Annotated in this window: 10 protein-coding genes; 8 read left to right on the plus strand and 2 right to left on the minus strand. The window is 27.7% G+C overall.

Annotated elements, in window-relative coordinates; all coding sequences use genetic code 11:
• Window positions 1-21: 21 nt before the first annotated feature.
• From secG to argS, 5 genes are all read left to right on the plus strand, one after another.
• Window positions 22-252, plus strand: a complete 231-nt coding sequence (secG, locus tag Q1J48_RS05740) for a preprotein translocase subunit SecG (RefSeq protein WP_300328052.1) — start codon at window positions 22-24, stop codon at window positions 250-252.
• Window positions 253-305: 53 nt separating this feature from the next.
• Entirely contained in the window at window positions 306-1,538 is a 1,233-nt protein-coding gene (locus Q1J48_RS05745) for a replication-associated recombination protein A (protein WP_300361918.1), read from the plus strand.
• Between the two features lie 23 nt (window positions 1,539-1,561).
• Window positions 1,562-2,800 carry a histidine--tRNA ligase gene (gene hisS / locus Q1J48_RS05750; protein ID WP_300361921.1) on the plus strand — a complete coding sequence of 413 codons (1,239 nt, stop codon included), beginning with the start codon at window positions 1,562-1,564 and terminating at the stop codon, window positions 2,798-2,800.
• A gap of 24 nt (window positions 2,801-2,824) precedes the next feature.
• Window positions 2,825-4,600 carry an aspartate--tRNA ligase gene (aspS, locus tag Q1J48_RS05755; protein ID WP_300328043.1) on the plus strand — a complete coding sequence of 592 codons (1,776 nt, stop codon included), beginning with the start codon at window positions 2,825-2,827 and terminating at the stop codon, window positions 4,598-4,600.
• A 361-nt stretch (window positions 4,601-4,961) separates the two neighbouring features.
• Window positions 4,962-6,674 (plus strand): arginine--tRNA ligase, encoded by a 1,713-nt coding sequence (gene argS / locus Q1J48_RS05760; protein ID WP_300328040.1) that lies wholly within the window; start codon window positions 4,962-4,964, stop codon window positions 6,672-6,674.
• Window positions 6,675-6,734: 60 nt separating this feature from the next.
• On the opposite strand, the gene Q1J48_RS05765 is transcribed toward argS, so the two are convergent.
• A complete protein-coding gene (locus Q1J48_RS05765) occupies window positions 6,735-8,096 on the minus strand; it encodes an MATE family efflux transporter (RefSeq protein ID WP_300361924.1) in 1,362 nt (453 codons plus the stop codon).
• Between the two features lie 312 nt (window positions 8,097-8,408).
• On the opposite strand from Q1J48_RS05765, the gene pepF reads away from it, so the two are divergent.
• Both pepF and Q1J48_RS05775 read left to right on the plus strand, forming a co-directional pair.
• Entirely contained in the window at window positions 8,409-10,220 is a 1,812-nt protein-coding gene (gene pepF, locus Q1J48_RS05770; RefSeq protein ID WP_498040969.1) for an oligoendopeptidase F, read from the plus strand.
• A 107-nt stretch (window positions 10,221-10,327) separates the two neighbouring features.
• Window positions 10,328-11,779, plus strand: coding sequence for an ArnT family glycosyltransferase (locus tag Q1J48_RS05775; RefSeq protein WP_300361930.1), 1,452 nt, complete (start codon window positions 10,328-10,330; stop codon window positions 11,777-11,779).
• 67 nt (window positions 11,780-11,846) lie between these two features.
• On the opposite strand, the gene Q1J48_RS05780 is transcribed toward Q1J48_RS05775, so the two are convergent.
• Window positions 11,847-12,089: a hypothetical protein gene (locus Q1J48_RS05780; protein WP_300328030.1), complete on the minus strand. Its 243-nt coding sequence runs from the start codon at window positions 12,087-12,089 to the stop codon at window positions 11,847-11,849.
• A 149-nt stretch (window positions 12,090-12,238) separates the two neighbouring features.
• Here Q1J48_RS05780 and nfo point away from each other — a divergent pair, with 149 nt between their 5' ends.
• A complete protein-coding gene (nfo, locus tag Q1J48_RS05785; RefSeq protein WP_300361933.1) occupies window positions 12,239-13,093 on the plus strand; it encodes a deoxyribonuclease IV in 855 nt (284 codons plus the stop codon).
• Window positions 13,094-13,276: the final 183 nt, after the last annotated feature.

Raw genomic sequence — 13,276 nt, forward strand, 5'->3', positions numbered from 1 at the left:
AGATTTTTTAAGGGAGGAAAAATGGAAAGTATATTGACAGTTTTATTATTCATATTCGCTTTAGCCTTAATAGTCTTAGTTCTTATCCAACCAGATAGGAGTCACGGAATGTCTGGAAGTATGGGAATGGGAAGTGCTAACACAGTATTTGGACTTTCTAAAGATGGTGGACCACTTGCAAAGGCAACTAAAATAGTAGCTACACTTTTCATCGTAGTTGCTTTACTATTATACCTATACTCAGCAAAATAAAATAATATAAGACGTGTTTAAAACGCGTCTTTTTATTATACTAAGGAGGAAAAATGGAAGCTCCAACTCTTTTTCAAAATAATTATCAAGACGTTAAGCCTCTTGCTATGAAACTTCGTCCAAAAACTTTAAAAGATTTTATTGGACAAGAAGAGCTACTTGGAGAAGGAAAAATTTTAAATAGAATTATTAAAAATGGAAATATTAGTAATATGATTTTATTTGGTCCTCCAGGTTGTGGTAAAAGTTCTTTGGGAGAAATTATTTCCAACGAACTTAATTGTAACATTGAAAATCTTAATGCCACTACTGCCTCTCTTAGTGATTTAAGAGAGATTGTAGAAAAAGCTAAAAAATTTATAGAACTTTATGGTAAAAAGACAGTTCTTTTTCTTGATGAAGTCCATAGATTTAACAAAATGCAACAAGATGCCTTACTTTCATATACCGAATCAGGTATATTAATCTTAATAGGAGCAACAACTGAAAATCCTTATCACAATTTAAATAATGCTCTTCTTTCAAGATGCTTAGTTTTTGAATTTAAACCTCTTGAAAGAAAAAACATTGAAGAGATATTAAGAAGAGGGGAAAACTATTATAATAAAACTCTTCCTCAAGATATAAAAAATATTATTCTTGATATTTCTAAAGGAGATTCTAGAATAGCCCTTAACTATTTAGAACTTTATTTTAAAAATTGTGAAAATGGGGACACTAAAGATATTGAAACTATTTTTGCTCAAAGAAAAGCTTCTTTTCATAAAGAGGAGGATAAGTACAATATTATTTCTGCTTTGATAAAAAGTATAAGAGGAAGTGATCCAGACTCTGCTCTTTATTGGCTTGGTAGACTTTTATATGGTGGAGAAGATCCCCGTTATATAGCTAGAAGACTTGTTATCTCAGCTAGTGAAGATATTGGAATGGCTAATCCTGAAGCTTTAAATATTGCCACTTCAGCTTATTTTTCCAGTGAAAAAATAGGAATGCCAGAAATAAGGATTATCCTTGCTCATGCAGTTGTTTATTTAGCTATTTCAAGTAAAAGTAATTCATGTTATAATGGTATTAACAGTGTATTAGAAGATATTAAAAATGGAAATCTTCAAGAGGTTCCAATTCATATTTCTGATAGAGGATTAGGTTATAAATATCCTCACGACTATGAAGGAAATTTTGTTAAACAAGCTTACAGAAAAGATTGGAAAAAATATTATTTCCCTGGAAATAATAAATTTGAAAATCAAATAAAAGATAAACTGGAAAAATTGTGGAAAAAATAAATTAAATATATTGGAGGAATGCTATGAAATTAATTAAAGCAGTCAGAGGAACAAAGGATATTATTGAAGGTACAGCTGCAAAATATTCTTATGTTCGTAGAGTTGCCGAAGATTTATTTTCAGCGTATGGTTTTTCTTACATAAAAACTCCTATTTTTGAAGAAACTGATCTTTTCAAAAGAGGAATAGGAGAAGCTACTGACGTTGTAGAAAAAGAGATGTACACTTTCCTTGATAGAGGAGAGAGAAGTATCACTCTTAGACCTGAGGGTACAGCATCTGTTGTAAGAGCTTATTTAGAAAATAAAATCTACGCTAAAGAAGATATATCAAAATTTTATTATATGGGGTCTATGTTTAGATATGAAAGACCTCAAGCTGGAAGACAAAGAGAATTTAATCAGGTAGGAGTTGAGGTTCTTGGTGAAGCTTCTCCACTTTTAGATGCCGAAATTATTTCTATGAGTTACCATCTTTTAGAAAGATTAGGAATAACTGACTTAGAAGTAAATATCAACTCTATTGGTGGAAATGAATCTCGTCAAAAATATAGACAAGCTCTTATTGATTTTTTAAATCCTGTCAAAGATGAACTTTGTGAAGATTGTCAAAGAAGAATAGATACTAACCCATTAAGAGCACTTGATTGTAAAGTAGAAACTTGTAAAACTCATACAGTTAATGCTCCTAGCATTATAGATTCTTTATCTGAAGCAGAGAGAGAACACTATGAAGCTGTAAAAAAATATTTAACTCTATTTGGAATTCCTTTTGTTGAAAATCCAAGATTAGTTAGAGGACTTGACTATTACTCTAGTACAGTATTTGAAATTGTTACTAATAAATTAGGAGCTCAAGGTACTGTTCTTGGTGGTGGAAGATATGATAATTTATTAAAACAATTGGGAGATAAAGAGATCCCTGCATTTGGATTTGCTGCTGGTATTGAAAGAATTATGTTACTTATGGATGATATCCCTGCTAAAGAAACTGATGTTTATATAGCTTGGTTAGGAGAAAATACTTGTGAATTTTCTATGAAACTTGCTGACACTCTTAGAAAAGAGGGAATAAAAGTTGCTATTGATTTCAGTGCAAAGGGAATGAAAAGCCATATGAAAAAAGCTGACAAACTAAATGTTAAATACACAATTATTGTTGGAGAAGATGAAATGGCTAAAAATGTAGTTGTTCTTAAAGACTTTTCAGCTAGAACACAAGAAGAACTAACAATAGAAAAATTAATCGAGAAATTAAAATAATTAAATTCTTGTAAGGAGAGTAAAATGATATATAGAAGTCATAATTTAGGAGAACTTAGAAAAAATAATATTGGAGAAAAAGTTATTTTATCTGGTTGGGTTGCTACAAAAAGAGACCTTGGAGGACTTACTTTTGTTGACCTAAGAGATAGAGAAGGAATAACTCAAATAGTTTTTGATATTGATGTAGCTAATCAAGAAGTTGTTGAAACTGCTCAAAAATTAAAAACTGAATCTGTTATTAGAATTGAAGGAATCGTTAAGGAAAGATATAGCATCAACCCTAATATTCCTACTGGAGAAATCGAAGTTTTTGCTACTGATATAACAGTATTAAACTCTTGTGAAACTCTTCCATTCCAAATGACTGATGAAGGTCTTAGTGAAAATATAAGACTTAAATACAGATACTTAGATTTAAGAAGAGAACAAATGATCAACAACCTTAAAAAAAGACATAGAATGATAATGTCTATTAGAAATTACATGGATGAAAAAGGATTCTTAGATGTAGATACTCCTCTTTTAACTAAATCTACTCCAGAAGGAGCAAGAGATTTCTTAGTTCCAAGTAGAACTAACGGAGGACAATTCTATGCTTTACCTCAATCACCTCAGCTTTTCAAACAACTTTTAATGATTTCTGGTGTTGAAAAATATTTCCAAATCGCTAAATGTTTCAGAGATGAAGATTTAAGAGCTGACAGACAACCAGAATTTACACAACTTGACATTGAAATGTCTTTCGTTGAATTAGAAGATGTTATAACTGAAATAGAAGGACTTGCAAAAAGAGTTTTCGCTCAAGTAACAGGTCAAGAAGCAAACTATAAATTCCCTAGAATGGAATGGATAGATGCTATGGATAGATTTGGTTCTGATAAACCAGATACAAGATTTGGTGTTGAATTAAAAGATATAACTGAAATAGCTAGAAACTGTGGATTTAAAGCTTTCTCTTCAACAGTTGCTGATGGTGGAGTTGTTAGAGCTATCGTTGCACCAAACGTTGCTGATAAATTCTCAAGAAAAGTTCTTGATGACTATCAAGATTATGCAAGAAAATATTTTGGAGCAAAAGGACTTGCTTATATAAAACTTACAAAAGAGGGAATTAATTCTCCAATAGCTAAATTCTTAACTGAAGAAGAAATGAATGCTATTATTGAAAAAACAGAAGCTAATGAAGGAGATGTAATCTTAATTGTTGCTGACAGATTAAAAACTGTTCGTGCTGCATTAGGAGCTCTAAGACTTAGACTTGGTAAAGAATTAAATCTTTATAATAAAGATGAATTTAATTTCCTATGGGTTGTTCACTTCCCTATGTTTGAATATGATGAAGAGGAAGGAAGATATAAAGCTGAGCACCATCCATTCACTTCTATTATGGAAGAAGATATGCCTAAATTCTTCGACGGAGATATGAGCATAAGAACTAATACTTACGACTTAGTTCTTAATGGAAATGAAATCGGTGGAGGAAGTATAAGAATACACAACCCACAAGTTCAAGAAAAAGTTTTTGAAAAATTAGGACTTTCTCAAGAACAAGCTCGTGAAAAGTTTGGATTCTTCATTGATGCATTTAAATATGGTGCACCACCTCACGGAGGACTAGCTTTCGGTATTGACAGATGGTTAATGGTTATGTTAGGAGAAAACTCTATAAGAGATGTTATCCCATTCCCAAAAACTAATAAAGGACAATGTCTAATGACTGAAGCTCCAAATATAGTTGAGCCTGAGCAACTTGATGAATTATTTATAAAATCAACTTACGAAGAAGAAAACAAATAAAAATGTATATTTTTCAATGATTTTTATCTAATTCAAATTATTTAAAGTCATTTTTGTAAAGTAAATATTGCAATAAAAGTTAAAATGTGATATAATCCAATCAAAGAATACAAGTTTCTGATCTATGCGTTATTCTCTAATGTTTTGGGCCTATGGTCGCTACTGGGGTTGTCCCTGTTAAGAGTAAATCAGATAAGTCACGAAAACCTTTGTTTTACGGACCCTGTATGCTGTTAGCATATAACTACCACTTATTTATTTGGCGACCAAAACAGAGGAGGAGACGGTAGATCGGTATTTATTCTATGTGAGGACTTAGTCCTCTTTTTTATTTAAAAAATTTTTATTTATGGAGAAAACTATGTTAAGAATAGAAAAATATATAGAAGAGGTTATTACAAAAGCCATAGAAAAAGCTTTTCCTGATAAGGAAGTAAAACCTCTAGAAATAACAATAGCTACAAACGAAAAATTTGGAGATTTCCAAACTAACTTTGCTATGATGAACTCTAAAATAATTGGAGGAAACCCTAGAAAAATAGCTGAAGATCTTACTGCAAATATTCCTGAAAATGAAGTTATTGAAAAACTTGAGATAGCTGGACCAGGATTTATAAATATATTTTTAAAAGATTCATTTGTTTCTAAATATATAGAAAAAATGACTACTGAAAAATATGAATTTAAAGAACTTAATACCAAAGGGGATGTTATAATAGATTATTCTTCTCCTAATATTGCAAAAAGAATGCACATTGGTCACTTACGTTCTACTATCATAGGAGATTCTGTAAAAAGACTTTGCAATTTCCTAGGTTACCATACTGTTGCTGACAACCATATTGGTGACTGGGGAACTCAATTTGGAAAATTAATAGTTGGGTACCACAACTGGCTTGATAAAGAAGCTTATGCAAAAAATCCTATTGAAGAGTTAGAAAGAGTATATGTAGAGTTCACTAAAAAAAGTGAAGAGCAACCTGAACTTGAAGATATTGCAAGAGGAGAACTTAAAAAACTTCAAGATGGTGATGAAGAAAACTATAAACTTTGGCAAGAGTTTATAGAAGTCTCTCTTCAAGAATATAACAAATTATATACTAGAATGGGAATCCATTTTGATACTTATTATGGTGAATCTTTCTACCATCCTATTATGCCAAATGTAGTTAATGAGCTTATGGAAAAAGGAATAGCTAAGGAAGATCAAGGAGCAAAAGTTGTTTTCTTTGATGAAAAAGATAATATTCACCCTTGTATAGTTCAAAAGAAAGATGGAGCTTTCCTATATTCAACTTCTGATATAGCTACTATAAAATATAGAAAAGAAAATTATGATGTTAATAAAATTATCTATCTTACAGATGAAAGACAACAAGATCACTTTAAGCAATTCTTTAAAATAACTGAGATGCTTGGTTGGGATATTGAAAAAATTCATATCTGGTTTGGAATAATGAGATTTGCTGATGGGGTTTTCTCAACAAGAAAAGGAAATGTAATAAGACTTGAGCAACTTCTTGATGAAGGTAAGAAAAGAGCTCTTGAAATTATAGAAGAGAAAAATCCAAACCTTTCAGCTGAAGAAAAAGATAATATAGCTGAGGTTGTTGGAGTTGGAGCTATTAAATATGCTGACCTTTCTCAAAACAGACAAAGTCCAATAATTTTTGAATGGGATAAAATATTAAGTTTTGAAGGAAATACAGCTCCTTATTTACAATATTCTTATGCTAGAATTCAATCTATTTTAAGAAAAGCTAGTGAAGCTGGTAAAGCTTTAAGAGAAGATTACAATATGGTTATCACTGATAAAGCTGAAAGAAATCTTGCTACTTATTTAACTTTATTCCCAACAATGGTTTTAAGAGCAGGAGAGGTTTACAAACCTAACTTACTAACTGATTATCTATTTGAACTTGCTAAAAAGTTCAATACTTTCTACAATTCTTGTCCTATACTAAATCAAGAGGATAATGTTTTATTCTCAAGACTAGTTCTTATTGATAGAGTTGCTAAGACTTTAAAAGAAGGATTAGATTTATTAGGAATAAATACAGTTAACAGAATGTAATTAAAACAAAATGCTGAAAAGAAAAATCTTTTCAGCATTTTTTATTAACTTATTTATTTTTTATAACCATTTTGCCTTCCAAGTATATAAAGCCATCAATGTCAATCCTATTCCCCAAGTAATTGGATAAAGAACAAGTATATTTCCTACTGTATTATCCAATGGTAAAATAAAACGGATCCAGAAAATTCTAAATATACACATCGAGAAAAGTAAAACTAACATTGGAGGAATAGTTTTTCCTGCCCCTCTCACTGTTCCAGCTAACGAATGTAGCATAGCAAGCAATGAATAAAATGGACAAAAATACTTCATTGCATAGATACTAGCCTCTATTATCTTTTCCTCTTTTGTAAAAAGACTTACTAATGGACGAGAAAATAATAAAATTAAAATTCCAGTTATAATAGTATAAATAATAGACATCCCTAAAGTTATCCACATACCTCTTTTTACCCTATCTTTTTTTCTAGCCCCATAGTTTTGACCTGTGAAAGTTGTACTGGCCATACTAAGACTTAGAATAGGTAAAATATTAAATCCATCTATTTTTAAATATATTCCAAATCCTGCTATAATACTTGGACCAAATACATTTATACTTGTTTGTATTAAAACATTTGAAAAAGAAACAACTGTACTTTGTATTCCTGTTGGGAAACCAACTTTTATTATATTAAAAGCTATTTTTTTATGAATTTTTATTTTTCTTAAATATACTTTATAGGTATCATTTACTCTTAATAAAAATATCAAAGCTAAAATACAAGATATAAATTGGCTAATATTTGTAGCTATCGCAACTCCTTTTATTCCCATATTAAATCCTCTAACAAATAATAAATCTAAAAATATATTTGTTACTGATGCAATACCTAAATAAAGAAGAGAACGTTTTGAATTCCCAACAGCATTTAATATTCCAGCTTCCATATTATAAACTATACTAAAAACTAATCCTAATGAAAATAATCTCAAATACTCAATAGACTCTGCCATTATCTCTGGAGGAGTCTTCATCCATTTTAAAAGTTGTGGTGTAAAAATAAATCCTATAACTGATAAAAATAATCCTAATAAAATAGCTATCATTATAGCTGTGTGTACAGAAAGATTTATTCTTTTATTATCCTTAGCACCTATAGCTTGAGATATAATTACTCCAGCTCCAACTGCTATTCCTTGGCTAAATCCTATCAACAAATAAATTAACATTGCACTTGATCCTACTGCTGCTAGAGCATTGCTTCCCACATAATTTCCAACTATGATAGAATCAACTGTATTATAAGTCTGCTGTAATAGATTCCCTAAAATCAGCGGAATAGAAAATAATAATAATTTTTTTACTATACTTCCTTCTGTCATATCCAAAGTTTTATTTTTTTCTTTAATTTCTATACCTTTTTTTAATGTCTCCACTTTTTCCCCCTAACATACCCCTAAATGTCCATTAAAAAAATAAAAATAAATTATTCCTACAAATGTCAAAAGAAAAAATATTTTTAAAAATATTTTTGTTACTTTCCAAAATATCCATAAACAAATTAAAGCTCCCAAACATAATAAAATATTTTCCATTCTATCCCCTCTTTAATCAATAAGTTTTATTATAAAAGATTATATCATATTCTTTAAAAAATTTTTAACTGAAAATTGTTTTTCTTGATTTATAATTTTTAAAATTGTATAATAATGTTGAATTTATCTATATAAAGGAGGATTTAAATGGAAATTTTATCTAGAGATACTATTGATAATAAATATAAATGGAACCTTAATGATATCTATAAAAATTGGGAAGAGTGGGATAAAGATTTAGAAATTTTAAAAAGTTTAATAAAAGATATCCCTACTTTTGAAAATATTATTACTGACAATGTTAAAAATTTTATAAAACTTTTAAAGTTAGAAGAAAAAATTGGAAGACTTATTGATAAACTATATCTTTATCCTTATATGTTAAGAGATCTTGACTCTAAAGACACTGTTTCTTCTGAAAAAATGCAAAAAATCGAACATCTTTACTCAGAATACAGTGTAATCTCCTCTTGGATAGGTCCAAAAATATTAACTATTCCAAAAGAAACTATGGATAAATGGATAGAGGAAAATGAGGAACTTCATAATCATAAATTTAATTTAGATGAGATTTATAGATTAAAAAAACATGTACTTAGTGAGGATAAAGAAAAACTTTTATCTTACTTCTCTCAATATATGGGAGCTATTAATGAAGTCTATGATGAACTTTCTATATCTGATATAAAATGGAATAATATTACCCTTTCATCTGGAAAAGAAGTCCAAGTGACAAATGCAATGTATTCTAAAATTCTTGATGAAAATAAAGTTCAAGAAGATAGAAAAAAAGCTTTTGAGGCTCTTTATAACTCTTATTTTATAAACAGAAATACCTACTCAGCTATTTATAGAGGACAGATTCAAAGAGATGTTGCAGAGATGAAAGCTAAAAATTACTCTTCAACTCTTGAAAGAGCTCTTGAACCAAATAACATCCCTGTTGATGTATATCTTAATCTGATTGCTTCAGCTAAAGAAAATTCAAACCCTTTAAAAAGATATATAAATCTTAGAAAAAAATATTTAAATATTGATGAGTATCATTACTATGATAATCAAGTAAAAATTGTCGACTATAAAAAAGAATTTAATTATGAAGAGGCTAAGGATATTGTTTTAAAATCTGTTTTACCTCTTGGAGAAGAGTATCAGAAAAATTTAGAAACTGCCATAAGTGAAGGTTGGTTAGATGTTTTTGAAACTCCTAATAAAAGAAGTGGAGCTTACTCTTTAAATATCTATGATGTTCACCCTTATATGCTTCTTAATTTCAATGGAACTTTAGATTCTGTATTTACTTTAGCTCATGAACTTGGACATACTCTTCACAGTATGTACTCTACTAAGTTCCAACCTTACCAAACTCATGACTATACAATTTTTGTAGCTGAAGTTGCTTCAACATTCAATGAAAAACTTTTATTGGATTATATGTTAAAAAATTCATCTGATAAAAACGAAAGAATTGCTTTAATTGAAGAAGCTATTGGAAATATAGTTGGTACTTATTATATGCAAAGCCTTTTTGCAAATTATGAATATGAGGCTTATAAATTAATTGAAAATGGTGAACCTATCACTGCTGATACTTTAGATGAGATTATGAATAAACTTTTCAAAGATTTCTTTGGAGAAGATTTAGTAGTTGATGAACTTCAAAAAATAGTTTGGGCAAGAATTCCTCACTTCTTTAATTCACCTTACTATGTTTATCAATATGCAACAAGTTTCTCTGCTTCATCAAAATTATATGACAAGATTACTAATATAAATTATAGTTTAAATGAAAGAAAAACTTCTCTAGAAAATTATCTAACACTTTTAAAATCTGGTGGAAATGACTTCCCTATCAATCAATTAAAACTAGCCGGAGTAAATCTTCTTGAGAAAGAAAATTTTGAAGCAGTTTCAAAAGAGATGGATAAACTTTTAGATCTATTAGAAAAAGAATTAGAAAATTAATATTTTGGGAAACCTTTTGGTTTCCCTTTTTTATTTTCTCCAAATTTTTACTATATTTTAATTTTTTTATGATATTTTTTATAAACTAAAATATTTTTGGAGGAATTATGAAAGAAAATTTAAAAAACTACTTAAAACTTTTTATAGGATATTTTATCCTTGTTATCCCATTGGGACTTCTTAGATTTCCAGATATTAAAAATGAGATGAAATATTTTATAATAACAAATCAAATGCTTAATTCTAAAAATTGGTTTATTTTAAAATACTTTAATGAATTATATCCTGATAAACCACCACTATATTTTTGGTTCTTATCTTTGATAAAAACTTTGACTAGCCACTATTATTTCTTTAATCTTTTATTACTTTCAGCTGTATTTGGTTTTTTTATTATTTTATTAACATACTCTCTTGTTAAAAATTTAAAAAATTCAAATATTGCTTTTTTAATCTCATACTCTACTGCAATTATTCCGTTTTTTATTGGAATTTCTGTCCTTCAAAGAATGGATATGATGATGAGTTTTTTTATCTTTAGTTCATTATATTTATTTTATGGGTTTTATTATAATTTCCGTAAAATTTCTTACTCAAATCTTATTATTTTTTATATTTGTCTATTTTTAGGAATTTTTACAAAAGGAGTTGTAGGAATAGCTATCCCCTTAATTACAATACTTATATTTTTATTTCTAGAAAAAAATCTTATATTTTTAAAAAAAATTAAATTTTTATATGGAATTTCTTTTATTTTTTTCTTAATTGCTATTTGGTTTTATAATATTTCTATCTCTACTGATGGAATTGTTTATTTAAAACTTTTATTGGGACAAGAGACAGTTGGAAGAATTATAAAATCAAAATCACATGTAAAACCTTTTTATTATTATATAAAAACTTCTATCTATGTTTTCTTTCCTTATGGCTTAACTTTTTTATTCCTATTATTAAATTCCTTAAAAAGAATCAATTCTTGGAAAAATTGGGATAAGTTGGAAAAAATCAGTTTCATTTCTAGTATTGTTCCTTTTATTATTTTATCTTTAGCCAGCGGAAAATTGGATATATATCTTACACCTATAATTCCTTGGGCTATTATTTTTACTTTATCCAATATAGAAATTTTAATTAAAAATAAATTTATAAATTTTAGTTTTAATTTTTTTGAAATTTTACTTATTTTTCCTTTTTTACTAAAGAAAATTAAGAAAAATTACAATATATATACTAGAATTTTTAATATAAATTATTTTATAAATGTTTTATTTATTTTTATCATTTTAATTTTACCATTATATAATAAAGATTATACTCTATCCCCTTTTAAAAATATAATAGAAAATAAAAATATTAAAGTTTGTTCATATAAGTTTCCTAATTCAAAAAACCTTTCATATTTAACAGAGTATGAAATCGAAAATTTTGATTTGGTGGCATCTATTCCAAAAGACTATAAATATATTTTAATTAAAAATAAAAACTTAGATATATCTTTAAAAAATTATTCTATTATCTTAAAAAATAAAAAATATTCTCTCCTAAAAAATTTACATTAAAAAAAGGGATTAACTTAAAAGTTAATCCTTTTTATAATTAATATATTAAATTTCCCAGTTTTATTTCTTATCTTTTCTTTAAAATTATTCCTTTAAGAACATCAGCTATAATTTCTTTTCCTTTTTCATCACTAAGGATACTATCTATAATTTCTTCATATGATATTTTTAGATTTTTTAATTCTCCACAATCTTCTGTTACAGAAATTCCTCCATCCTCAGTCTTTATAGTTAAAATATGAGGACACTCAGTATATTTTTCATCTCCTAGTAATAAAAAATTAAATTTTCTATCTAATTCTTGATTCATATTCAACCTCCATTTTATCTTTGATCCTATTTTTATTATAACATATTTTTTTAAAAAAATAAATATTTCATTCAATTTTAAAATAATTTAAATTATGTTATAATTATATTATCGAATGATAATTAAAAGGAGGATATTAATAAAACTTTATGAATAAAATAAATAAATTTATAGGTGCTCATGTTTCTGTTCAAGGAGGAGTTTCAAAAGCTTTTGAAAATGCCGAAGCTATTGGAGCTAGAGCATTTGCACTTTTTACTAAAAATCAAAGAAGATGGGATTCTAAGCCATTGGAAGAAAAGGAGATTGAGTTGTTCAAAACTCTATTAAAATCTTCTAAAATTTCTCCCGATTTTATTTTGCCACATAATAGCTATCTTCAAAATCTAGGAAGTCCTGATCCTGAAAAAAGAGAAAAATCTTTAAACTCATTTATAGATGAGATGACTAGATGTAATCAACTTGGATTAAACAAAATAAATATTCATCCTGGAAGTCATTTAAATGAAATTACACCAGATGAATGTATAGCTTTAATTGCTGATTCTATTAATATAGCTCATAAAAGAGTTCCAAATGTTACTGTAGTACTGGAAAATACAGCTGGACAAGGAAGTAATATAGGAAGTAAATTTGAAGAGATTGGAAAAATTATAGATTTGATAGAAGATAAAAATAGAATTGGAGTTTGTATAGATACTTGTCATACCTTAGCTAGTGGTTATGAATTAAAAGATGAGGAAGGATATAATAAAACTTTAGATGAATTTGAAAAATATATAGGTTTTAAATATTTAAGAGGGGTTCATCTTAATGATTCTATGTTTGATACTGGCTCTAAAAAAGACAGACATCAAAGTATTGGAAAAGGAAAATTAGGGGAAGAATTTTTTATTAGATTTATGAATGATAGTCGTTTTGATAATATTCCAATTATTTTAGAAACTATTGATAGTTCTATTTGGAAAGAGGAGATTAACTATCTTTATTCTCTTATTAAATAATTATTTAAATTTATTTTTTTACATTTTTAATTAAAAACTTTTTATTTTTCTATTCCATAATTCTTTATAAAGAATCAACTATAATTTCTTAGTAAACAAAAAAAGAGAGGCTTAACCTCTCTTTTTCTTATCTCAATAGTTTCTACTATTTGATTATTTCTGATACAACTCCAGATGCTACTG

This window comes from Fusobacterium sp., from assembly GCF_029258315.1.
In the GTDB taxonomy this organism is placed as follows: domain Bacteria; phylum Fusobacteriota; class Fusobacteriia; order Fusobacteriales; family Fusobacteriaceae; genus Fusobacterium_B.